The following is a 22,343-nucleotide window of genomic DNA, read 5'->3' as shown; positions in this document are numbered from 1 at the left end:
CGCTCAGACGACCGCGGCGAAGTCCACCCAGAGCTGTCGCGGCCCGCGGAAGATCTGACTGTGCCGATACGGCGGCGGGTCGACCACCAGCTTCGGCGATTCGACCCGCCGCAGAAACGCCTCCAGCGCCAGATTCACCTCGAGGCGCGCCAGCGGACCACCCATGCAGGTGTGAATGCCGCTGCCCCAACCGAAATGCTGGTTGTCCTCGCGTAGCGGATCGAACCGGTCCGGGTCGTCGAACCGCCGCGGATCGCGGTTGGCCGCGGCGTAGACGAGATACACCGCCGACCCCGCGGGAATCACCGTCCCGCCGATCTCGATGTCGGCGGTGGCGCTGCGGCTGGGGAAGAACTGCACCGCCGACTGCAGCCGCTGGACCTCTTCGATGGCACGCGGGAGCAACTCCGGGCGCTCTCTCATCAAATCCCAGCAGCCCGGATTGCGCAGCAGCGTCATCACGCAGTTGGCGATCGTATTGACCGTCGAGTCGTGCCCGGCGACCAGCAGCAGCATGGCGTTGGACGTCGCCTCCCGCACCGACATCGGGCCGTCGGGTCCGTCGTCGTGCACCAGCTTGGACAGCAGCCCCTCGCCGGGGGTCCGCACGTACCCGTCCAACAGGTCGCCCAGGTAGGCGAGCAGCGCGGCGCTGCCCGCACGGCCTTTCTCGGCCAGGGCGCGGCCCTCGTCGGTGGCGCCCTGCGGGCCCAGGTCGAGGCCCATCATGAAGTCGAAGATCCAGGCGTGGAAGGTCGGCTCGTCGGCGGCGGGCACGCCGAGGATCTTGCAGATCACCGCGACGGGAATCGGGTAGGCGAAGTCCGCCACCACATCCAGCCGCGAACCCCCGCGGGCGTTGTCCAGCAGGTCGTCGGCCAGCCGCACCACGAGGGGCTCCATGGCTGGTATCACGCCGGGCGAGTGCGGCGGGCCGAAGTGGCGCATCACCTGGCGGCGGGCCCTGTCGTGGTCGGGCGGATCGGAGACGATGATGCTGCGCTCGCGGCCGTAGGACTGCATGTGCTCGCTGCCCGGCTCGGGTTCGGGCTTGTCGACCCCGAAATTCGCTGGGCTGCGGCCGATGTCGGAGCTGATTCGCGGGTCGTGGGCCAGTGCGAGCAACTCGGGATACCCGGTGACGGCGTAGGTCTTGTCGGCCACCCTGGCCACCGGCGTTTTGCGCAGCTCCTTGAAGTAGGGGTAGGGGTTCGGGCGGTTTTCGAACTTCATGGCCTCGGCCCAGGCGGTTTCGGCGTCCATGCTCGTCTCCTCGGGTCAACGGCTTCGGGCCGGCCGGAATTCGGCGCCGCGCGAGGTGGGGTCGTGTCCGGTCAGCACCACGTCGGGCAGGGCGGTCGGTTCCCGCGGGTCGGGGAAGCGGGCCGGCATGGGCTCGAAGATGGCGGGGCGGTCGTAGCCGGGCGGGGGCGGCGGGAAGGGCGCCGACCGTTCGATCAGCGAGGCGTAGTAGGGCAGCCACTTGCCGTGGTCGAAGGTCACCGCACCGACGGTGCGCCCGCGGTGGCCGTAGGCCGCCGCGAAGCGCCGCTGCTCCACCGAACCCTGGGTGAAGACGATCTCGTCACCGAACGAGCAGACCCCGACGCTTTTGATGTTGACGCCGAACTGGCCGGACCAGAACGACGGCAGGGGCAGGTGCGGCCGTCGGCCCAGTTCCAGGCTGATCATGTTGTTGGCGGCCACCTGGGCGCCGAAAACGGCATTGTCCCAATGCTCTTGGGACATGAACTGGTATTCGTAGAGCACGTGCGGGGCGCGGGCGACGTCGCCGGCGACGAAGATGTTGTCGGTCACCACGCCGTTGATGTCGAATGCGCGGCAGCCGGCGTCGCAAGCGACGCCCCAGAAGCCGCTCGCCAACTGTGCGCCGTCGAGCCATTCGACGTTGCGGATCGAGCCGAGCGAGGCGACCACGACGTCGACATCGAGGACGGTGCCGTCGGAGAGCCGGGCCGCGCGAACGCGTCCGTCGCGGGTGCCGTCGAGGCCCTCGACCGCCACGCCGGTGCGCAGGTCGACGCCGGCGTCGATCTGCATCCGCGCGGCGATGTCGCCGATCACCCCGCCGAGCGCGCCGACCAGCGGCGCCCTGCCGCGTTCGGCCACGGTGACGGCGAGCCCCAGATCGCGGCACACCGAGGCGATCTCGGAACCGACGAATCCCGAGCCGACGATCAGGACCCGGCGCGGCCGCTCCCGGAACGCGGCCGCCAGCGCCGCGGCGTCGTCGCACGTGCGCACGGTGAACACACCGCGCAGGGCGGCCTCCTCGGGGTTGGGCCACGGGCGCGCCCGGGTGCCGGTGGCGATGAGCAGCCGGTCGTAGTCCACCGTTTCGCCGTCGGCCAGCAGCACCCGGCGGTTGGGCCGGTCCAGGCCCGTCGCCGCGACGCCCAGCCGCCAGTCGGCGTCGACGGGCCGCAGGCGGGGCAGCTTGGTGTGGTCGGCGGGCACCCAGCCCTTGAGGACCTGCTTGGACAGCGGCGGCCGGTCGTACGGTTCGTGCGGCTCGTCCCCGACGATGGTGAGTCGGCCGCGAAATCCTCTCTCGCGCAATGCCTCTGCCGCACGTAACCCGGCCAGCGACGCGCCGACGATGACGATGCGGCCCTCGGCTTTGAAGGCATCGACCAGCTGGCCGATCAGCGGGACCGTGCTCACGGCGTGTCGCGGTCCGCCGGCGGGTCCACTTCCACGACGATCGCCTGCACGGGACAAGACGCCGCCGCACGCAGCACGCGCCGGCGCTGGGAGTCGTCGGGATTCGGGTCGTAGGCCAGGGCCTCCTCGCCGACCAGCCGCAACACCTCCGGCGCCAGCGGAACGCACTGGGCATAGCCTTGGCACCTGTTGAGATCGATCGTCAACCGCATACCCGGACCCTTCGCCTGTCGGCTACGTGACCCCCGCGCGCAGAGACTACTGCGCGTCCGGCATCCGCCACAGGCGCTATCGGATTTTCATCCGATGAGGCGCCCTCAGGCGCCCAGGTTGCGGAAAGCTGTGTCGAGCTCCTCGGCGTGCACCGTCACGAGCCGCCGCCCCGGCCGGTGCGCTGCTGCAGCTCGTCGATGAGGCTGGACGCCGCGGCCTTGGTGAGGTTGTCGGGGATCTGCTCGCCGGCTTCCTGCCCCAGCGTGCGGAGGTAGCTGCGCTGCGGGCCGGTCATCGGCTCGTCGCCGGTCACCCACTCAGACTGGTCCTTCTCCGCGTTTTCCCGCGGCGCCTGCGCCGCATTATCTGTCATGCATTCAGCTATGCCCGCTTGCGCGCGGGTGTAACCGGTGAGCGCGGGCGCGGCGGTCGGATTTGCTGGTGTCCGCGCCGAGCAGCCGGCAAACGACGATGCATCAAGGTCGGCGTTTTACGTTGGATGAGAACGAAATTCCGAGGTATAACGGACCGGGGAGGGGACTATGAATTCAATCAATCAGTATGCTGCGCTGCGCGAAAGCGCCGCACCGGGAAGCGTCGCACCGGTCGGGGGGCGGCTGGCGGCGCGGGTCAGCACGCCGACAATGCCGCCCGAACCGCCCGGTCTGCACCGGCTCGATCTGGGCCGCGGCGACGACGGCTTGCTCTACGTGCCGGCGGGGTACCGGGCCGACGTGGCGGCCCCGTTGGTCGTGCTGTTGCACGGGGCCGGCGGTGACGCCCGCGGGGGAATCGACCCGTTGCTGCGGTTCGCCGACGAGAGTGGGGTGCTGTTGCTGGCGCCCGCCAGCGTGGGGATCACGTGGAAGGTGGTCTTCGGCTCGTTCGGGCCCGACGTGGCGTCGATCGACCGGGGTCTGGCCTACGTGTTCGCCCGTTTCGCCGTCGACCCCGAATTCGTCGGCATCGGCGGCTTCTCCGACGGCGCGTCCTACGCGCTGTCGGTCGGTCTGACCAACGGCGACCTGTTCACCCACGTGATCGCCTTCTCGCCGGGGTTCTCCGCGCCCAGCCACAAAACGGGGCGGCCGGCCATCTATCTCACCCACGGCGTCGAGGACCGGGTCCTGCCGATCGAGTTCACCAGCCGGCGGCTGCGGCCCCGCCTGGAGCAATTCGGCTATCACGTTGAGTACGAAGAGTTTTACGACGGGCACGTGGTGCCCTCCGACCGGGCGAAGCGCGGGCTGGACTGGTTCCTGCGGGCGGGTTAGACGGTCAGGACCGCCTGCCCGCGGGGCGTGAAGTCGGGCAGGTCGCATTCGAGCAGATTGACCGCCGCCTGAATTTCGTCGTTTGCCTGGCCCAGGTAGGTCGCCGCCTGCGCGAAATCGTCGCTGTCCTGGCGCGCAGCGCCCTCGATGCAGTTGTGCAACCCCAGGCGGTAGTTGTCGACGGCCCGCTGCAGGGCGGTGTTGAGCGCCGTGTCGGGGCTGGGCAGCGACCCCACCAGGCCGGCAACGGCGCCCGAGGCGCCCTGGCAGGTGGCCCCCGTCCTGGCGACGTCGTTGCTGGCCGCCGCGGAGGCGATGTCGTGGCGGGCGCTGATCAGCGCGTCGATCGCGGGCTGGGCGTGCGGGAGCCAGGCCCGCAATTGCGCCCGCGCTGGTGCGCTGATGCTGCTTTCCGCGGTGGCCGCGGTGGGGCCCGCGGGCCGCGCGGTGGACAGGCTGTGGTGTGCCCAGCCCGCCAGCACGCCGATGACCAGCATCAACGATGCGCCGCCGGCGACGGCGATGTGTTCGGCGCGGGCGGAACCGGCCGGGCTCTCGTCGGTCTGGTGCGGGGTGCTGCGCCGCGCCGCGCGGTGGGTACGGGGCTTGGCCATGGGAGTCTCTCCGAGTCGAGCGAACTTGTTGCTGGACAAGTGGTTCCCACACGCGCGGTTGTGCGAAACCCTCGAAGCGCTCTTTTTATCTGTGTTTAACAGCGCCGTGACGTGGCGTCACGGGTCAGCATTGTGTGGCTACGTGCGCCGTCAGCCCTCGGCGTTGGGCGTCGGGCTCTGCGCGGATTCCCACTTGGCCTCGAGCGACCTCTTGACCGTCGTGCCGGCCTCCAGGTCGACCTGGAACGTCTCGCCCTCGTCGCCCTCCAGCGTGATCTGGAAGGTGCCGTCGTTGCAGTCCTTGAAAACCACCTTGTAGGGGCGCTCACCGGAGCCGCGGTCGACGGCGATGATGTCGCCTGGGCTGACGTCGTCGATGAGGTCGTTTCCGGAAGTTTTGGACATGACGTCGACCGTAGCCGATGCCCCGGCGCGGTGCGTGTGGGCAGCGTCACGGCCGCTCCCAGTGGGGTTGATGCGAGCCAGGTTTCGCAACGCCGGGCTCAGCGCCACTTGATGCCGCAGCCGATCGAGGGCCGCTGGTCGGGGTCGACCGGCCGGCCGGCGAGCACGGCGTCGACCGCCGCGCGGACGTCGGCCGCCGTCACCGGCAGGCCGTTGCCCGGCCGGGAACCGTCGAGCTGGCCGCGATAGACCAGCCGGCGTTGCCCGTCGAACACGAAGGTGTCGGGCGTGCACGCCGCCGAGAAGGCGCGGGCGACGTCCTGCGTCTCGTCGTACAGGTAGGGGAATGTCCAGCCGTACCGTCGCGCCTCGGCGGCCATCTGCTCGGGCCCGTCCTGCGGGTAGGTGGCGACGTCGTTGCTCGAGATGCCGACCATGGCGACGCCGCGGTCGGCGAGGTCGCGGCCCAACGCGGCCAGCCCCTCGGCGACGTGCTTGACGTAGGGGCAGTGGTTGCAGATGAACGTCACGACCAGCGCGGGGCCGGTCAGATCGTCGAGGCCGACCTCGGCGCCGGTAGCGGGCTCGGGCAGCCTGAACGACGGCGCGGGCGTTCCGAGGGCGAGCATCGTGGACTCGGTGGCCATGACCGCCAGCGTAGTCATCCGGACGCGCCTCAGAGCTTCGAGCCCAGCCCCGCCACCAGGTTGATGGTGACCGCCAGGACGACGGCGCCCAGCAGGTAGGACAGCAGCGCGTGGCGCAGCACCGTCGCCCGGATCGAGCTCAGGCCGATCTCGGTGTCCGACACCTGGAACGTCATGCCCACGGTGAACGCGACGTAGGCGAAGTCGCGGAAGCGTGGCGGCTCGGCGTCGTGGAAGTTGATGCCGCCGGGTTGGCCGGTGTAGTACAGCCGCGCGTAGTGCACGGTGTAGAGCGTGTGCACGGAGAACCACGAGCCCGCGACGGCCAGGACGCCGACGACGGCGGCTGCGACGGCCTCGGCGCCGGTGCGCGACCCGGCCGCGACGACGTAGCCGACCCCGCCCAGGCTCGCGACGCTGGCCGACAGGATGACGACGTCGGCGACCCAGCGGGTGGGGTCCTCCCGGGTGACGTACCGGCAGGTCGTCTCGGCGTCCATGCCGCCGATGATCAGCCGCGTCCACACCACGTACACCGCGGCGCTGACGATCCAGCCGACGAGCGCGAACCGCCAGCCGACCGTGCGGCCCACGACGAAGGCGACGGCGACGCCGAGCACCAGGGCGATGCCGATCCGGACCGCGACGGTGTCGCGGCCGAGCGCCGGCAGGGATTTCACGGCCCCGACCTGACTAGCCGGCCTACGCGCTGGCGCGGGGCTGTGCCAGGTTGAGTTTGTCGACGGCGAACGTCGCGGCCTGGTTGGTCATGCCGGACTGGATGTAGGAGACGTGCGCCATGATGTTGCCGCCGGGGGAGCAGATCGGGTCGTCCTGCGCGCACAGGCTGAGCGTCTTGGCGCCGTAGGCGGGGTTGATCGTGGGCAGCGGCTGGCCGCCCCACAGCATGTCGGAGAACCCGCTGGTCGGCTCGCCGAACAGGGTGACCGCCGCGACGTGGTCGGCGATCGAGGGCGGCATCTGGTTGGTGGCCAGGTCGATCACGGTCGCGCCCTGCGAGTAGCCGCCGAGCACCATGCGGGTGTTGGGGCAGTTGGCCACCGTGTCCTGGATGTGGGTGGCGGCGTCGTTGCCGCCGGCGGTGGCGCTGTTGTGGTAGTCGTCGTTCGCCGGATAGTTCACCGCGTAGACGTCGACTGTCCGGCCGCCGAGCTGCGAGGTGAGTGAGTCGACGAAGGCCTGGCCGACGTCGGCGAGTCCGGGCCCCTGGTGGGTGCCGCGAGCGAAGACGACCCCGACGTCGGCGCACGGATCGGCGGAGGCGGCGGGCGGGGCGAGCGGTGCGGCCAGCGCCGCCGCCGCCGTCACGACCGGAATGCCGAGGATGCGAACAAGGCCGCGTGAAATCATTGGCAGATCCTGTCACATGGCCGCATAAAGGGCCGCCGGTGGCCGTCGGAGATCACAGAACCGCGTTGCTACAAGCCGTTTGGTGAAAATCGACGTTTTCTACGCCGTCGTTATTTACAGTTTGCCCACCGGGATTGTGACGTAAGCCACTCCCCGGTGCGAATTGTCTCGGCCTAGTGGGGAGGTCTCGGGATGAGCTTCTTGGTGTCACCACCGGAAATCATTTCGTCGTTGTTGCACGCGGGCGCGGGCCCGGAACCGATGCTGGCCGCGTCCGCGGCCTGGGAGAGCCTGGCCGCGGAGCTCGGGTCCGCGGCACAGTCGTTCTCGGCGATCACCTCCGGGATGGCGGGCGGGGTCTGGCAGGGTCCGGCGTCGACGGCGATGCTGGCGACGGCGGCGCGCTACACCGGCATGTTGAGTTCGGCGGCGACGCAGGCCCAGTCGGCCGCCGGCTCGGCGCGGGTGATCGCGGGCGAGTTCGAGGCGGCCCTGGCCGCCGCGGTGCACCCGGCGTTGGTGTCCGCCAACCGCAACGAGCTCGTGCAGCTGGTGGTCTCGAATCTGTTCGGGCTGAACGCGCCCGCCATTGCGGCCACCGAGGCCCAATACGAGCAGATGTGGGCGCAGGACGTGTCCGCGATGGTCGGCTACCACGGCGGTGTCTCGGCCGCCGCGGCCCAGCTGTCCACCTGGTCGGCGGCCATCCAGGGCCTGCCGGCCCAGGCCTCGGCGGTCGTCGCGGGCACCCCGGCGGGCCCGGTGGTGAACGCGCTCGACGCGACGGTCGGCGCCGGCCCGCTCGGGGGCGTGATCAGCGGCGCCGAGCAGGCCGTCAACGGCTACGTCGGCCAGGCCCAGCAGGCCGTGATCAACGTCGTCAACGGGCCAAGCCAGCTGCTGCTGGGGCGTCCGCTGATCGGCAATGCCGCCGCGACCACGAACGCCGGCACCAACGCCACGGTGGTCAACGGCCAGAGCGCGACCGTCCCGTTGACCATGGTGCACACGACCGAACCGGTGATCGGCGTGTCGGTCAACGGCGGCCCCAACGTGCCCGTCCTCGTGGACACCGGTTCGACGGGGCTGGTTATTCCGTTGCAGGACATCGGTTTACAGAGCCTCTCGCTGCCCACCGGCTTCGGCGTCGGCGGTTACAGCGGGGGAGTGAACTACCTCTACATGACCATGAACATGCCGGTGAACTTCGGCGGCGGGCTGGTCACCTCGCCCACGGCCGTCGACGTGGAGCTGTTCGCCTGGCCGAACTCCCTGCAATCGCTGATGGCCAACGGCTTCTCGTTCCAGAACTACTTCGCCCCCGACGGCGTGGTCGGCGTCATGGGCGTGGGCCCCAATGCGGGCGGACCCGGTCCCAGCATCGTGACCCAGGCCCTGCCCGCGCCCTACAACCAGGGCCTGCTGATCAACGAGGCCGCGGGCACGCTGACGTTCGGCCCGGCGCCGACCACCCTGACCCCGATCGCCACGCTCAACGGGGCGCCCGTGACCACGCTGGAACTCAGCTCGGGGCTGGACTCGCTGCTGGGTGTGCCGGAGTACTCCGTCAACGCGGTCGTCGACTCCGGCGGCGTCGAGGGCACCATCCCCATCAGTGCGCTGCCGGGCACGCCCATCAGCGTGTTCGCGCCCAACGGGGCGCTGCTGTACAGCTACAACTACGACACGACCTATTTCCCGACGCCCTCGCCGTACGCGATGAACACCGGCGCCCTGCCCTTCCTCGAGCACCCCGCCTACCTCAACTACGGCGCCGACACGCTCACCTTCTACAACGCGTAGTAATTCGTTGTCGCTCAACTGATCTGCGCGGCTCAGCTGAAGTGCTTTGTCGCGCAGCACTTTTGACTCGGCTCGCCGCGCCACCCGCCGGCTCCGCATGTTTTTGATGGTCACGGCGTTCATCAGGGGTCAAACTTGCATGGGCGGGTAACTCCTGTCCGGGGATCGGGGTCAGTCCTGAGTCCTACCGCACTGCACGACCACCGTCGCCGGCCCCCAGGGGTCGGCGTTTTTCGTGAGGAGGAAGGCAATGTCATTTGTGACCACGCGGGTCGAGGCGTTGACGGGCGCGGCCGCCCGGCTGCAGACGATCGGCGCCGCCATGGCGGACGAGAACGCGGCCGCGGCGATGCCCACCACCGGCGTCGCCCCCGCGGCCGCCGACGAGGTCTCGGCCTTGCAGGCCGGGCTGTTCTCCACCTACGGCAGCTGGTATCAGCATGTCAGCGCGCAGGCCGCGGCCATCCACCGGCAACTGGTCAGCACCTTGCAAGCCAACGCCGGTTCCTACGGCGAGACCGAGGCGGCCAACCAGGTGACCACCGCCTCGACGCCGGCGCAGTCGCTGCTCAGCGACCTGGCGTCGTCGGACTCGATCATCGGCACGCCGATCGGGTTCGCGCAGAACTTCCCGGCCGCCGCGTCGGACCTGTTCTCGCTGGGGCCGGGCCTGACCACCACCCCTTCCGCCGTGCCGCCCGGCGTTGGCATCGTGAGCGCCGCCGGCCCCGCAATCGCCGCCGACGCCGTGACACCGGCGGGTGCCGCGACCCCCGGTACGGCGGTCGTCTCGGCCACCTCCGGCGCGGCGCCGTCGATCGGTGGCATGTCGGCGCCACCGAGCTGGGCCGCGGGCGGCGCGACGGCTGGGCCCGCACCGGTGACGTTGACGGGAGCGCACTGGACGAACGCCGCCACCCAGCCGTCGTCGACGACCGTCCCGGCCGGCCTGCCGTCGGCGGCGGCCGCCGGTCGCGGCGGGTCGGGGTTCGGCGCCCCGCGCTACGGCGCCAAACCGACCGTCATGCCCCGGCCCACGGTCGTCTAGAACACCAATAATCCGCTCCCGCAAGCAATTCCAACGAAGGAAGAGGCAAGAGAAAATGTTCGATTTCGGAGCGTTGCCCCCGGAGGTCAACTCCGCGCGCATCTACACCGGACCCGGGTCCGAACCGATGATGGCCGCCGCGGCGGCCTGGAACAACCTGGCCGCCGAGCTGAGCGGCGCGGCCACGTCGAGCCAGGCGGTGGTCTGCCAGCTGACGGGGGACGAGTGGGTGGGGCCGTCCTCGGCGGCGATGGCCGCGGCGGCCGAACCGTACGTGGCGTGGATGCATGCCACGGCCGCGCTGCTCCAGGACGCGGCGACTCAGGCGACGGCGTCGGCGGCCGCCTACCAGGCCGCCTTCGCGATGACGGTGCCCCCGCCGCTGATCGCGACCAACCGGGCCCAGCTCGCTGCGCTGGTCGCGACCAACCTGCTGGGCCAGAACACCCCGGCGATCATGGCCACCGAGGCGCAGTACGCCGAGATGTGGGCCCAGGACACCGCGGCCATGTACGGCTACGCCGGGTCGTCGGCGGCAGCGGGCAAGTTGGGCCCGCTGAGCGCACCGGCGCCGACGGCGAACCCGGGCGGGCAGGCCGCGTCCGTCGCGCAGTCCACCACCGCCACCGCGACGACGCCGACGGGCCTCGCGAGCCTGGTGGCCGCGCTGCCGGCGGCCATGCAGTCGCTCGCCTCGCCGCTGGCCGCGGCGACCCCGGCCCAGGCGTTGCCGCTGGCCAACCTGTTCAGCGACAGCGTCTTCACCAACCTCGGGGAGGGCATCTTCGACACCGGCGCCTGGAACATGTTCGCCGCCATCTCGGCCGGGGCGCTGATGCAGAACAGCGCGGCGGCCGGCCAGGCGGCCGGTGGTGTGGGGGCCCTGGGCGGGGGGGTCCTGGCGGGAACCGCCGCGCCCGCGGCGGCCCCCGCGGGTGCGCCGGTGCTCGCGGGGATGGGGTCGGCGCCGGTGGTGGGCAAGCTGTCGGTGCCCACGGCCTGGTCGGCGGCCACGGCGGGTGAGACCGGGACCACGGTGCTGGAGGGCTCGAACTGGTCGACCGGCGCCGAGGAACCGGCTCAGTCGACGACGCTGGCGACCGGCATGCCGGCGGCGGCCTCGGCCGGCCGGGGCGGTTACGCCGCGGGGCCGCGCTACGGAGTGACGCTCAAGGTGATGCCGACGCGGGTCCTGGTTTGACGCCGCGCGGACGCTAGCGGGCCAGCCGATCGGCGCGCCAGCACCAGGAGCGCATCGGGACGTCGATCTGGTCGGCGCCGGGGAACCGGGCGGCCAGGGCGGCGCGCGCCTCGTCGAGCGCCCGCGCGCGGTCGTCCGGCGACGCGACGATGGCCCGGCTGTAGGTGCCCAGCATCGCGATGACGTCCTCGGCCGGCATGGGCAGCACGAAGGGGAACGTCTCGCGGGCGACGTTGTCGAAGATCTGCGGCTCCGGCAGGACGACGTTTTGACGGGTCCGGAACCGGTCGGCCAGTCGGCGGTCGGACGCGTCGCCGCCGGGCAACCGGTCGAGGTCACGTACCCAATCCACGTCACGATCGCGACTCGTCCAGACCAGACCGAAGCGCCCGCCGTCGCGCAGCACCCGGCCGATCTCGGGCACGGCCCGTTCGGGGTCCATCCAGTGCCAGGCCGACGAGACGAAGACGGCGTCGGCGCCGGCGTCGGGCAGCGGGATCGACTCGCCGCGGCCCTCGACCACACGGACCCCGGGGCTGCGCGCCTCGAGCACCGCGCGCATGCGCGCGTCGGGTTCCACGGCGACCACCCGCGCGGCCCTGGCCGTCAACGTGCGGGTGAACAGCCCGGTGCCCGCGCCCACGTCGACGGCGAGGTCGCAGCCCGGCGGCACCAGCCAGTCGACCGCCGCCGCCGGCGGCTGGGGCCGCAGCGCGTCGTAGTTCTCCGCGATCGCACCGAAGGACATCGCGCGCTCTTGACGATCGGTCACCACCGCCACGGTAATCGAGCGCGGCCCGCCCCACCGGTGGCGCCGACCGTGGGTGGCATCCCGCCGCCCGCCGGCGCCAGGCCGGTCAAGCGGGTGCCGCGCCCGGCGGGTGTGACGCTCGGCACAGCAGACCAAGCGGCCGGTCAGGGAGCTTCACCTGCATGTTTGTCGAATAACGGAAGCTGTCGACCAGACGTGAATTTGGTGAAATCCGAGATTTTCGTGCCGGAGGTTTCGTAAGGTTTCCTCACCGCGCAAAGACACGCCCCATCACCGGCCTGGCGCGACGTGCGGTACTCGGGGGATGTGCCAGATTGGCTTGACGGAAGGACGTTCGGGGGATGAGTTTCTTGGTGTCGCCACCAGAGGTCATTTCGTCGTTGCTGTACTCGGGCGCGGGTTCGGGCCCGATGCTGGCCGCCGCGGCGGCCTGGGACGGGCTGTCCGCCGAGCTGAGCACCGCGGTGCAGTCGTTCTCGTCGATCACCTCCGGGCTCACCGCCGGCGCCTGGCAGGGCCCGGCCTCGGCCGCGATGCTGTCGACCGCCTCGCAGTACACCGGGGTGTTGTCCGCGGCGGCGGCGCAGGCCCAGACGGCCGCCGCGCAGGCCCAGACGTTCGCCAGCGCCTTCGAGTCCGCCGTCGCCGCCACGGTGCATCCCATGGTGGTGTCCGCCAACCGCAACCAGCTGGTGGAGTTGGTGGTGTCGAACCTGTTCGGGCAGAACGCGCCCGCGATCGCCGCGACCGAAGCGCAGTACGAAGAGATGTGGGCCGCCGACGTGTCGGCGATGGTCGGCTACCACGGGGGAGCCGCCGCGGCCGCGGCGCAGCTGACCCCCTGGTCGGCCGCGCTGCCGAGCCTGGGCAGCCAGGTGTCGGCCGCCGCCGCGAACCCGCTGGGCGCCGTCGAGCAGGCGGCGTCCGCCGCGGTCGGCGCCACCCCGGCCGCGAGCGTCCTGCAGACCGTCGAGGGCGTGTTCGGCAGCCCTCTCGGCACGCTGCAGCAGGTGGCGACCGGCCTGATCAACGCCCCCACCAACATCCTGTTCGGGCGCCCGCTGATCGGCACCGGCAGCATCACCGGCATCGGCGCCGCGGCCGCCACGGGCACGCTCGGCGGGGCGGTCACCGGCGGCGGTTCGACCGCGACCGTGCCGATCACCCAGTACGGCACCGAGGCCATCGTGAACGCCTCCGTCGGCAGCGGCGGCGTCACCCCGCTGCTGGTCGACACCGGCTCCACCGGGCTGGTGATTCCGTATCAGAACGTCGGGGGGCTTTTCGGTCTGCTGCAGGCCGGCTTCCCGCACAACATCGGCATCGGCGGCTACAGCGGGGGCATCGACTACCTGTTCGCCACCTACAACATGCCGGTGAACTTCGGCGGCGGGGTGGTCACCCAGTCGACGCCGGTCAACGTCGAACTCTTCGCGTTCCCGACGTCGCTGCAGTCCGCGATGCAGAACGGCTGGTCGTTCCAGTCCTACTTCCAGCCCGACGGCGTGCAGGGCGTCCTGGGCCTGGGCCCCAACGCCGGCGGCCCCGGCCCGAGCATCCCGACGACGGCCTTCGCCAACCCGGCGTGGAACCAGGGCGTGCTGGTCAACGAGCCGGCAGGTCAGCTCGTGTTCGGGGGACCCCCGACGGGCCTCGGCACCCCGGTCACGGTATCGGGGGCACCGGTCACGACGTTGGGCGTGCAGGTCGGCAACGGGGCTATCCAACAGGTCGGGTCGATCGTCGACTCCGGCGGTGTGGAGGGCACCATCCCGGCGTCGGTCATCGGCAACGCCCCCGTGGGGACAGAGATCCACATCTACGCCAACGGCACCGACCTGTACAACTACACCTACGCCGGCGGCCAGAATGCGTACTACCCGGAGGTCATCTCGAGCGGGCTGATGAACACCGGATACGCGCCGTACTCGCTGTTCCCGACGTACCTCAGCAACACCGCCGACACCACCACGTTCTACACATAGGCGCCGGTATCACGCTGGGCTGCGGCATCTTTGGCTGCAGCGCAGCGTGATCGGTCCCGGCTTCACGCCGCGCCGGCGTCGTCCTCGTCGTCATCGTCGCTGCGCAGCAGTTTCTCGGGATGATGAAAAGTGTTGGTGCGGGGTCGGCCGCGGTCCAGGTGCGGTGGTGGGATCCACTCGGTTTCGCCCTGGGCGTTTTTGCGGGTGGTCCAGCCCTTGTCGAGCAGTCGGTGGTGGAACCCGCAGACGAAGGTGAGTTCGTCGATGCCGGTCCGGTGGCTGCGGGCCCATTCTTCGACGTGATGCGCCTCGCATAGGTAGCCCGGAACGCTGCACCCCGGCGCCGAACAGCCGCGATCCTTGGCGTGCAACATGATTCGCTGCGCTGGCGAAGCCAGGCGCTTCGTGTGGTAGAGCGCCAGAGCCTTACCCTTGTCGAAGATTGCCAGATAATGGTTCGCGTGGCCGGCCAGCCGGATCACGTCGCTCATCGGCAAGATGGTGCCGCCCCCGGTCAGGCCCTTGCCCGCGGAGGCTTGCAGCTCGCTCAACGTGGTCGTGACGACGACCGAGGCGGGCAGACCGTTGTGCTTGCCCAGCTTTCCCGACGCCAGCAGGGTGCGCATGGCGGCCAGCAGCCCGTCGTGTTGGCGTTGGGCCGCCGACCGGGAGTCGCCGTCAATCGCCTCTTGGCTGGGCGCCCCGGCCACGCACGGCGTCTCATCGAGCGGGTTACACATCCCCGGCGCGGCGAATTTCGCCCAGACGGCTTCCAGGACGGCGCGCAGTTCCGGGGTGAGCCAACCACGAAGCGCGGACATGCCATCGGCCTGTTGATTGCCGAACATGATCCCGCGGCGCCGCGCGCGGTCGTCGTCGGTGTAGGTGCCGTCGGGGTTGAGGCAGTCGGCCAGGGTGTCGGCCAGCCCGGCCAACTGCTCGGGGCGGTACTGCGTTCCCTTGTGCGCCAAGTCTTTCTCGGCGCGATCGCGGGTGGCCTGATCCACCCATCCGGGCAAGGCGTGACAGAACTTGCGGATCACCGCGAGCTGGCCCGCGCCCAGCGTGCCCTCGCGCTGCGCGGAGGCAGCGCTGGCAAGCAAGGGCGGCAACGGCTCACCGGTCAGGCCGCGTCGCGGTCCGAGGTCGGCGGCGTCCTGGATGCGCCGCGAGGCTTCAGCCCTGCTGATCAAGACCCGCTCGGCGATGGCGTGAGAGAGCTTGCCGCCCAGCTCTTCTGCGGTGGCCTGGCGGGCCAGGTTGTTGATCAGCTGATGCTCGGGAACCGGCAGCCGCCGGCGCACACGCTCGCAACGCTCCAGCAACGCCAACCACTCGGGGGTGGTCAGGGCGTCGAAGTCCAACTCCGCCAACGTATCCATGGCAGAGTCCAGGACGTCGAACGCCGCCGTGATCGACTCACGGTCGCCGACACCACCCGAACTCATAACAACAACCTAGCCACCGCCACCGACAGAAAAGTCCGATCTGAGACCAGAGAAACTCAAGTGGCACAAGTTACGCCAAGGCGCTGATCTTCTCCGTCAAAGGCGAGGATCTGCTGTTCCTGGATCGGCCCAACGTAGGGCTCCGGGGGGAATCGGGCGATGCGCTGCGTGCCGAATATGCCCGCTTGAACCTGACGGCCACCCCGTTCGCCTCGGTCGGTTTCTTCGCACCGCCCGTGGCGGCGTCGAACAACGCCCGGCCAAACGTCGCCGGCCGGACCGACGGGGTGAACGCGTTCTGGTGGACGATCCGGGAGTTCTGCGCCGAGCAGCTCTTGCCCTACGTCTTCGCCGACACCGAAGACGAACGCAGTCAGTACACGCTGGTGGTGCATCAGGTGACCAGCCGCCTGCGCCAGGACGCCACCCCGGCCGGCAGCGACGGTGCGGTCGTGATCGACGGACAGCAGTGCCGCACCTACACCGACCTGGTCGAGCTCATCTGCGACCGGGTGACCGATCAGGCCACGGCGACGCTGTGGGCCGGACCCGCAATCGGGGCCGGCACCGCGAATGCCTTCGTGCGCCGGCTTCGCTCCAGTCAGCGCGCGCTGTCAGAGATCATTCGCGGAGACATCCCCGATCGTCCCGGCAGGCGCATCAGCACCGAAGACCAACAGGTGACGCTCGTGGACCTGCATCACCTCATGGAGCGGGCGCAGCGATTTGTCACCGGCGTGGTCCTGCGCGCCGAGATGGAGCGCAAGGAAGCGGCCGGGCCCGGCAGCTTGTTGTTCACGATGCTGGACGAGCTCAACAAGTACGCGCCCCGCGAAGGCGAAAGCCCCATTAAAGCCCTGCTGCTCGACATCGCCGAGCGCGGCCGCTCACTGGGCATCATCCTGATCGGCGCCCAGCAGACGGCCAGCGAAGTGGAGCGCCGCATCATCAGCAACAGCGCAATCAAAGTCGTCGGGCGCCTCGACGCCGCGGAGGCCTCTCGGAGCGAATACGGTTTCCTGCCGGCCGGGCAGCGAATGCGTGCCACGATCGCGAAGCCGGGGGCTATGTTCGTCAATCAGCCCGCGATACCGGTCCCGCTGGCAGTCGAATTCCCCTTCCCCGCATGGGCGACCCGGCAGTCCGAAGTCGACGACGCCCGGCCTCCATCGTCAACAGACGGCGAATCTCAAGACGGCACCTTTCCCGCCGGCGTCCCTCTACCAGACGATGCACCGTTCTAGCGGCCCAAGGAGGAACTGATGAAATTTCTGCACACCTCCGACTGGCACGTCGGCAAGATCCTCAAGGGGCACAGCAGGCTCGCCGAGCACGCCGAGATCCTCAAAGAGATCGTCGACATCGCCGGAACCGAAGAGGTAGATGCGGTGCTGTTGCCGGGTGACCTCTACGAAACATCGGCACCGTCAGCCGAAGCGCAGCGGCTCGTCGTCCATGCCCTCATCGAGTTACGCGGGACCGGCGCCGAAGTCATCGCGATGGCCGGAAACCACGACCATGCTGGCACTTTCGACGCCTACCGGCCGCTGATGGGGGCCGCTGGCATACATCTGCTCGGCCATGTGCGCCCCGCGGACAGCGGCGGCGTTGTCTCGTTCGACGCCCGATCGACCGGTGAGCGTGTCAACGTCGCCGTTCTGCCCTTCCTGACCACCCGCTATGCGGTCCGAGCCGCAGAGCTGCTGGCCGGCACGCCCGACCTGCATGCCGCGGCGTACGACGAACTGGTTCGCAAGATGCTCAGCCACCTTAAGACAGGCTTCACGGCCGGGGCGATCAATATCATCATGGCGCACTTGACAATCACCGGTGGCACGATGGGTGGCGGAGAGCGCGTGGCCCAGACCATCTTCGACTACTACGTGCCCGGCAGCGTTTTCGGTTCCGACCCGCACTACGTCGCGCTGGGACATCTCCACCGGCGGCAGAGCATTCCCGCGCCCTGCCCGGTTCATTACAGCGGCTCCCCGATCGCCGTCGACTTCGGCGAACAAGACAACACCAGCATGGTTCTCCTGGTTGAGGTTTCACCAACCGCGCCGGCGAAGATCACCGAGGTGCCGATCGCCGCGGGTCGTGGGTTACGCACCGTCAGGGGCTCACTTCAGGAGCTGCGCGAAGGCGCACCCGATTTCGGCGATGACTACCTGCGCGTCTACGTTCGCGAACCCGTGCGCGCCGGTCTGCGCGACGACGTGCTCGAGGTCCTCCCCAATGCCCTCGAGATCCGGATCGATCCCGAATTTGTCGAGAAGGCCCAACCGACCGCCCGCCCGGACCGCACCGACCGGAGTCCCGTCGAGCTGTTCGACGAATTCTGCAGGGAGCGCCAAATCTCCGATCCCCGCATCGATGCACTGTTTGTCGAACTCCTCGACGAACTCACCTCCGCGGACGCGACAGCGACCTGACATGCGTCCGGTCCTGCTCGAACTCGACGGCTTCTGCTCCTATCGCACGAAGGCGAGCGTCGACTTCCGCGACGCCGACTTCTTCGTGCTCGTCGGCCCGACCGGCTCCGGCAAGAGCACGATCATCGACGCGATGATCTTCGCGCTCTACGGCACCGTCCCGCGCTGGGACAACCGCAGCGCCGTCGCCCCCGCGCTGGCCCCCACGGCCGCTCGCGGCGTGGTCCGCCTGATTTTCGACCTGGCCGGGCGCCGCTTCAGTGTCGTCCGCGACGTCCGCCGCGGCGGCGGCAGGACGCAGGCGGTCACCATCAGGGAAGCCCGGCTGGAGGAGTTCGTGTCCCCGCTCGCCCTCGGCGCTTCCGACGACGAGACCACCACGCTTGAATCCGGTAGCCCGCGCGTCACGACGGCCGTTGAACGGCTCCTCGGGCTCACCTTCGACCAATTCACCCAGGCGGTGGCACTGCCCCAGGGCGACTTCGCCCGCTTCCTGCACGCCACGGACGGCGACCGCCAGGACATCCTGAAAAACCTCCTCGGATATGGCATCTACGACGGCATCCAGCGCGCGGCATCCAGCCTGGCCAGCGCCAACAAGATGCGCGCCGAAACCCTGACCGAGCAGCTGGCCGGATATGCCGACGCCACCGAGGAGAACGTCGCCGCGTTGCGCCGAACACGCACGAAAGCCAAGGATTTCGAAAAACAGGTGACCACGGTGACCGTTCCGGCTCTCACGCGGGCAACCGAGGAGGTCACCCGCGCAGCGGAGCGCGTCGCACAACTGAACGCCGAACTCGATGCGCTGCTCGCGGTCGTCATACCGGCGGGGGTCGCCGACCTCGATACCGCGCGGCAGGCGAAGAAGGCCGCGTTGGCCACGGCCGAGACACAGCAGAGCGCCCTCGAAGAGCGAGATCACACGGCACGGGCCGCGCTCCACGCGGCGCCGCCGCGTCACCAGCTCGAGCAGACGCTTGCGAACTGGCGTGAACGTGAGCAGATCACCGCAGAGCTACCGGCTCTCATCGAGGCCGCCGCTGCTGTGGACGCCGAGCTGCAGAAAGCCGCCACGACCCGGGAACGCGCGGACACCGCGGCCAACACCGCGCGCGCTGCAGCCACCGAATTCGACCGCGTGGCGGAGCTCCGAGCGCGCGAACACGTCGAGGCGCGAGACCGTCTCGCCGCGCTGCACCGAATCAGCGCTCCGGAAGGTCTCGACGCGCTCACCGAAACGCTGCGCGACGCGGCTTGTCAACTCACGCAGGCGAAATCGGATCTCGGCAAAGCCGAGGAGGTCCAGAAGCGGGCGGCCGACGAGCTCGAAGAGCTCCCCGACCCAGCAGCCATGGCCGCCGCGGTCACCGAAGCAGAAGAGATCATCAGCCTCGTCGCCGGCGACGTCGCCGCCTCCGCACAGCGCTCACAATCGGCCGCGGCTCTCGCCACAGCGCAACAGGAGGCAGCACAAGCGGCCGAGCAGGCCGCGACGGCCGAGGCCGCCGTGCACGACGCCGAACGTGCCGACAAGGCGGCGGCGATCAGGACGGAACTGACCGTCGGAGACGACTGCCCCGTCTGCGGCCAGACCGTCACCCACCTCCCGCCGGAGTCCGTTGCCGCCGACATCGAAGCCGCGAGATCAGTCGCCGAACAGGCGCGAGACAGGGCCAGGAAGGCAACGACTGCGCTCACGCAACTCGAAGTCGGTCACAACAGCGCTGTCGCGGTGCGGAGCCAACAGCTGCGACGGTGCGAGGACCGCCGTGTCAAGCTTCTCGGCCGGCTCACCGCGCTCGACATGGTGGACCAGTGCGTGATGCTGCGAAACCGAATCAGCGAAGAAACGAGCGATGAAGGGCTGGCCGAGCTTTCGGCGGAGGTGTCCGCAGCGCGCGCCAGTCTGGCGGCGGCCCAGGGCCGGCGCGCCAAGATCGAGGACAAGCGCAAGACCGCCGACGGCGACGTCATCCGAGCCCGCGGTAGTGTGCGCGCCGCCGAGCAGGCAGCGACGGCCGCCGACAACGACGCCGCATCAGCTCGCACCGCGCTCGGTGCGGCCCGCGACAGCGTGAGCGCACTTGACCCGCCGGCGATCGATGACGGCGACATCCGGCGAGGCTGGGACCAGTTGACGGCGTGGGTGTCGGTCACCGCCGATGCATGTGCCCGCCAATCCGAAGCGCTGTCACAAGCATCCGAGGACGCCAACGACGCCGCGTCACGCGGCCATGAGGAACGTAAACTCGCCGAGGAGGCGGCCGCGGAGTCGACCAACGCGTACATGGCCGCTGCGGTCGCCAAGGAGCGGGCCGAGCAACAACTGCAGATGAAGCAGCAGCGCGAGGCCGAGCTCACCCGGCAGCTGTCCGCCGCACCCGGGGTCGATGACGTCCGCGAGCAGCTTGACCATGTGATCGCGCTGGAAGTAGAAGTGAACGCGGCAAGTTCGGCACTCGGCGAAGCGCGCACGGCCGTGTCCGCGGCGAAAGACGCTCTGGCCCAGATGGAAGCGGCCATCGAGGCCAGTTGGCAGCAGTTGCGCCGCAGCCGAGATCCGCTGACGCAATTCGGTGCTCCCGAGATCACCGGCACCGACATCGCTGCCGGGTGGCGACTGCTCGCCGACTGGTGTGCCGCTGAAGCGTCCTCGCGGGGAACACAGATCGAGGCGGCCGAGCGTGTCGCGTCAGAGGCCGACACGCGGGCACAGGCCGCTCGGACGAGCCTGGTGGAGGCGCTGACCGCCGAAGGGGTAACCGCGCCGTCGACAGATGACGCCGCAGCCCTGTGTGCCGAAGCGACCCGTCTGGCCGCCTCCGCGGTCGCGACCGCCCAGGCGGCGCTGAAACGCGGTAAAGAGCGCCTCAACGAGTCGAAACACATGCAGACGCAGATGAAGACGGCCAAAGACGCGGCCGACGTCGCCCATGAGCTCGCTAATCTGATGCGCAGCAACAACTTTCCCCGCTGGCTGATCGCCAGCGCGCTCGACATGCTGCTGCTGGACGCCTCGGCGATCCTGATGGAGCTGTCCGGCGGACAGTTCAGCCTCAGCCGCGACGAACGCGACCTGCTGGTCATCGACCACAACGACGCCGACATGCCTCGGCTGGTCAAAACGTTGTCAGGGGGGGAGACGTTTCAGGCGTCCCTGGCATTGGCGCTGGCGTTGTCCGAGCAGGTCACCTCGCTGTCGGCGGTGGGCGCCAGCAAGCTGGAGTCGATATTTCTGGATGAAGGATTCGGCACTCTCGATGAAGTCACGCTGGAGACGGTCGCGGGAACGCTGGAAAACCTCGTGTCTTCGGGCAAGCGGATAGTCGGCGTGATCACCCACGTCCCCGCATTGGCCGAGCGGATACCGGTCCGTTTCCAGGTGACCCGCGACGGCGCCGGCTCCCACATTGAGCGCCAAGGGATCTAACGAGGCAGACGATGAAGTTCAGCGTCGACACCTGGGACCCCACCTACGACTCCGCAGTCGAGCTGGAGGCGCTGCCACAATCGGAGGTTCAGGTCGACACCACCATCGAGGTGTCAACTGCGAAATGGGCCCCGATTCCCGCGTTACAACCAGACGGGCAGAAGCGGGACCTGCTCTTCGTCGACGGCGTTCGTCGGATCGACGCCCGCGTCTGGATCGACGACGCGGCAACCAGCGCAACGGATTCCAGCCCCTCGTTTGCCGGGATCTGCGCGTCGTATGCGGCCGGCGTGGTCTGCTGCTGCCAGCAAGGCGCGCATTTGATCACCAGTGAGGTGCGTCGCGGCCTGTTCACCTCCGCCGTCACCGGAACCCACATCCCCATCGGGGGCGGTACGTATGTATTCCATCGCGTGGTCGCGGGCTCCTACGTCGCCGTGGCGGTCTCGCTGAGCAACGCCGTCCAGCGCGCGCTGACAGATCTGGAAATCGTCGCCGCGGTGCAAGCCCGGGCCGTCGGCTGCCCTTACGGCACCGCCGCCGACAATCTGTTGATCATCGATGGTCCGCTGCGCGACCGCGCTCACCTTCCCCGCGCCCTCGGTTACGTGAAAACGCATCAGGCCCAATACTTGCCACCCGAATTGAACGCCGTCGTGGCCCAACTCGAGACAGCCGCCAGGACACCGATCTTTGCCATCGCGACGGGCTGGCAGCGCTATTCGTGGTATCTCCGGTTGCCCTGCACCCCGGCAGGACCGTGGGCCGGCATCGTTCGGTTAGAGGCCGCACCCACACTGGACCTCGCCGAGGCTGTCGCCCTCGCAAACGCGAGTCAGCAGCTATTGGCCAGATTCGTCTCGGTAGAATACAAGGACAGCCGCGCACCTCAGAACCTCGTTCCCATCGCGGGCCTGGAAAGGCAGCTGCGACATCGTCTCGGCGACGCCTCCCGGCTGTATCGCGAGATACGTGCTGCCGCACTTTCTTTTTCGTAGCTCAGGTCGCCGGA

At 69.4% G+C, this 22,343-nt stretch carries 20 protein-coding genes; 9 read left to right on the top strand and 11 right to left on the bottom strand.

What is annotated here, in order from left to right:
- Nucleotides 1–3 precede the first annotated feature (3 nt).
- From G6N48_RS06060 to G6N48_RS06045, 4 genes are all read right to left on the bottom strand, one after another.
- A complete protein-coding gene (locus G6N48_RS06060; protein WP_085271245.1) occupies nt 4–1,263 on the bottom strand; it encodes a cytochrome P450 in 1,260 nt (419 codons plus the stop codon).
- 15 nt (nt 1,264–1,278) lie between these two features.
- Nucleotides 1,279–2,685 carry an NAD(P)/FAD-dependent oxidoreductase gene (locus G6N48_RS06055; protein WP_163670800.1) on the bottom strand — a complete coding sequence of 469 codons (1,407 nt, stop codon included), beginning with the start codon at nt 2,683–2,685 and terminating at the stop codon, nt 1,279–1,281.
- A complete protein-coding gene (locus G6N48_RS06050) occupies nt 2,682–2,897 on the bottom strand; it encodes a ferredoxin (RefSeq protein WP_085271488.1) in 216 nt (71 codons plus the stop codon). Before G6N48_RS06050 ends, G6N48_RS06055 begins: the two co-directional genes overlap by 4 nt.
- A 155-nt stretch (nt 2,898–3,052) precedes the next feature.
- A complete protein-coding gene (locus G6N48_RS06045) occupies nt 3,053–3,271 on the bottom strand; it encodes a DUF3072 domain-containing protein (protein ID WP_085271487.1) in 219 nt (72 codons plus the stop codon).
- A gap of 169 nt (nt 3,272–3,440) precedes the next feature.
- Between G6N48_RS06045 and G6N48_RS06040 the strand changes: the two genes are divergently transcribed.
- Nucleotides 3,441–4,172, top strand: coding sequence for an alpha/beta hydrolase (locus tag G6N48_RS06040; RefSeq protein WP_085271486.1), 732 nt, complete (start codon nt 3,441–3,443; stop codon nt 4,170–4,172).
- On the opposite strand, the gene G6N48_RS06035 is transcribed toward G6N48_RS06040, so the two are convergent.
- From G6N48_RS06035 to G6N48_RS06015, 5 genes are all read right to left on the bottom strand, one after another.
- A complete protein-coding gene (locus G6N48_RS06035) occupies nt 4,169–4,786 on the bottom strand; it encodes a hypothetical protein (protein ID WP_085271485.1) in 618 nt (205 codons plus the stop codon). The two genes, G6N48_RS06040 and G6N48_RS06035, sit on opposite strands and share 4 nt — an antisense overlap.
- A gap of 150 nt (nt 4,787–4,936) precedes the next feature.
- Nucleotides 4,937–5,191, bottom strand: coding sequence for a hypothetical protein (locus G6N48_RS06030; protein WP_085271484.1), 255 nt, complete (start codon nt 5,189–5,191; stop codon nt 4,937–4,939).
- A gap of 98 nt (nt 5,192–5,289) precedes the next feature.
- A complete protein-coding gene (locus tag G6N48_RS06025; RefSeq protein ID WP_085271490.1) occupies nt 5,290–5,838 on the bottom strand; it encodes a thioredoxin family protein in 549 nt (182 codons plus the stop codon).
- A gap of 29 nt (nt 5,839–5,867) precedes the next feature.
- Entirely contained in the window at nt 5,868–6,518 is a 651-nt protein-coding gene (locus tag G6N48_RS06020) for a DUF1345 domain-containing protein (RefSeq protein WP_085271483.1), read from the bottom strand.
- Between the two features lie 22 nt (nt 6,519–6,540).
- Nucleotides 6,541–7,209: a cutinase family protein gene (locus G6N48_RS06015; protein ID WP_085271482.1), complete on the bottom strand. Its 669-nt coding sequence runs from the start codon at nt 7,207–7,209 to the stop codon at nt 6,541–6,543.
- 192 nt (nt 7,210–7,401) lie between these two features.
- Between G6N48_RS06015 and G6N48_RS06010 the strand changes: the two genes are divergently transcribed.
- The 3 genes from G6N48_RS06010 (at nt 7,402) to G6N48_RS06000 (ending at nt 11,261) form a co-directional block, all read left to right on the top strand.
- On the top strand, nt 7,402–9,012 hold the full coding sequence (locus tag G6N48_RS06010) for a PecA family PE domain-processing aspartic protease (RefSeq protein WP_085271481.1): 1,611 nt from the start codon (nt 7,402–7,404) through the stop codon (nt 9,010–9,012).
- A 250-nt stretch (nt 9,013–9,262) separates the two neighbouring features.
- Nucleotides 9,263–10,060, top strand: coding sequence for a PPE family protein, SVP subgroup (locus G6N48_RS28605; RefSeq protein ID WP_085271480.1), 798 nt, complete (start codon nt 9,263–9,265; stop codon nt 10,058–10,060).
- Between the two features lie 55 nt (nt 10,061–10,115).
- A complete protein-coding gene (locus tag G6N48_RS06000; protein ID WP_163670798.1) occupies nt 10,116–11,261 on the top strand; it encodes a PPE family protein in 1,146 nt (381 codons plus the stop codon).
- Nucleotides 11,262–11,274: 13 nt separating this feature from the next.
- Here the strand turns inward: G6N48_RS06000 and G6N48_RS05995 are convergent, their stop codons facing one another.
- Nucleotides 11,275–12,033: a class I SAM-dependent methyltransferase gene (locus G6N48_RS05995; RefSeq protein ID WP_085269516.1), complete on the bottom strand. Its 759-nt coding sequence runs from the start codon at nt 12,031–12,033 to the stop codon at nt 11,275–11,277.
- A gap of 341 nt (nt 12,034–12,374) precedes the next feature.
- Here G6N48_RS05995 and G6N48_RS05990 point away from each other — a divergent pair, with 341 nt between their 5' ends.
- Complete coding sequence (locus G6N48_RS05990; RefSeq protein WP_161494211.1) at nt 12,375–14,018, top strand: PecA family PE domain-processing aspartic protease; 1,644 nt, start codon at nt 12,375–12,377, stop codon at nt 14,016–14,018.
- A gap of 62 nt (nt 14,019–14,080) precedes the next feature.
- On the opposite strand, the gene G6N48_RS05985 is transcribed toward G6N48_RS05990, so the two are convergent.
- A complete protein-coding gene (locus G6N48_RS05985; protein WP_085269507.1) occupies nt 14,081–15,466 on the bottom strand; it encodes an HNH endonuclease signature motif containing protein in 1,386 nt (461 codons plus the stop codon).
- 185 nt (nt 15,467–15,651) lie between these two features.
- Between G6N48_RS05985 and G6N48_RS05980 the strand changes: the two genes are divergently transcribed.
- Genes G6N48_RS05980 through G6N48_RS05965 form a run of 4 tightly spaced genes read left to right on the top strand, consistent with a single transcriptional unit; the run spans nt 15,652 to nt 22,329 of the window.
- Nucleotides 15,652–16,710, top strand: a complete 1,059-nt coding sequence (locus G6N48_RS05980) for an ATP-binding protein (RefSeq protein WP_232066554.1) — start codon at nt 15,652–15,654, stop codon at nt 16,708–16,710.
- An 18-nt stretch (nt 16,711–16,728) separates the two neighbouring features.
- A complete protein-coding gene (locus tag G6N48_RS05975) occupies nt 16,729–17,898 on the top strand; it encodes an exonuclease SbcCD subunit D (protein WP_085269506.1) in 1,170 nt (389 codons plus the stop codon).
- Nucleotide 17,899: 1 nt separating this feature from the next.
- A complete protein-coding gene (locus G6N48_RS05970; protein WP_161494210.1) occupies nt 17,900–21,331 on the top strand; it encodes an AAA family ATPase in 3,432 nt (1,143 codons plus the stop codon).
- A gap of 11 nt (nt 21,332–21,342) precedes the next feature.
- On the top strand, nt 21,343–22,329 hold the full coding sequence (locus G6N48_RS05965) for a hypothetical protein (protein ID WP_085269504.1): 987 nt from the start codon (nt 21,343–21,345) through the stop codon (nt 22,327–22,329).
- Nucleotides 22,330–22,343: the final 14 nt, after the last annotated feature.

Origin of the sequence: Mycobacterium parmense (assembly GCF_010730575.1) — a bacterium.
In the GTDB taxonomy this organism is placed as follows: domain Bacteria; phylum Actinomycetota; class Actinomycetes; order Mycobacteriales; family Mycobacteriaceae; genus Mycobacterium; species Mycobacterium parmense.
This window is presented reverse-complemented; position numbering and strand designations above follow the sequence as displayed.

Excerpts from the sequence above, each read along its gene's own strand:
- G6N48_RS05985 (WP_085269507.1), bottom strand. The coding sequence starts at position 15,466 with ATGAGTTCGGGTGGTGTCGGCGACCGTGAGTCGATCACGGCGGCGTTC.
- G6N48_RS05990 (WP_161494211.1), top strand. The coding sequence starts at position 12,375 with ATGAGTTTCTTGGTGTCGCCACCAGAGGTCATTTCGTCGTTGCTGTAC.
- G6N48_RS06045 (WP_085271487.1), bottom strand. The coding sequence starts at position 3,271 with ATGACAGATAATGCGGCGCAGGCGCCGCGGGAAAACGCGGAGAAGGAC.
- G6N48_RS06015 (WP_085271482.1), bottom strand. The coding sequence starts at position 7,209 with ATGATTTCACGCGGCCTTGTTCGCATCCTCGGCATTCCGGTCGTGACG.
- G6N48_RS28605 (WP_085271480.1), top strand. The coding sequence starts at position 9,263 with ATGTCATTTGTGACCACGCGGGTCGAGGCGTTGACGGGCGCGGCCGCC.
- G6N48_RS05965 (WP_085269504.1), top strand. The coding sequence starts at position 21,343 with ATGAAGTTCAGCGTCGACACCTGGGACCCCACCTACGACTCCGCAGTC.
- G6N48_RS06000 (WP_163670798.1), top strand. The coding sequence starts at position 10,116 with ATGTTCGATTTCGGAGCGTTGCCCCCGGAGGTCAACTCCGCGCGCATC.
- G6N48_RS06060 (WP_085271245.1), bottom strand. The coding sequence starts at position 1,263 with ATGGACGCCGAAACCGCCTGGGCCGAGGCCATGAAGTTCGAAAACCGC.
- G6N48_RS06030 (WP_085271484.1), bottom strand. The coding sequence starts at position 5,191 with ATGTCCAAAACTTCCGGAAACGACCTCATCGACGACGTCAGCCCAGGC.
- G6N48_RS05975 (WP_085269506.1), top strand. The coding sequence starts at position 16,729 with ATGAAATTTCTGCACACCTCCGACTGGCACGTCGGCAAGATCCTCAAG.
- G6N48_RS06025 (WP_085271490.1), bottom strand. The coding sequence starts at position 5,838 with ATGGCCACCGAGTCCACGATGCTCGCCCTCGGAACGCCCGCGCCGTCG.
- G6N48_RS06050 (WP_085271488.1), bottom strand. The coding sequence starts at position 2,897 with ATGCGGTTGACGATCGATCTCAACAGGTGCCAAGGCTATGCCCAGTGC.
- G6N48_RS06035 (WP_085271485.1), bottom strand. The coding sequence starts at position 4,786 with ATGGCCAAGCCCCGTACCCACCGCGCGGCGCGGCGCAGCACCCCGCAC.
- G6N48_RS06010 (WP_085271481.1), top strand. The coding sequence starts at position 7,402 with ATGAGCTTCTTGGTGTCACCACCGGAAATCATTTCGTCGTTGTTGCAC.
- G6N48_RS06040 (WP_085271486.1), top strand. The coding sequence starts at position 3,441 with ATGAATTCAATCAATCAGTATGCTGCGCTGCGCGAAAGCGCCGCACCG.
- G6N48_RS05970 (WP_161494210.1), top strand. The coding sequence starts at position 17,900 with ATGCGTCCGGTCCTGCTCGAACTCGACGGCTTCTGCTCCTATCGCACG.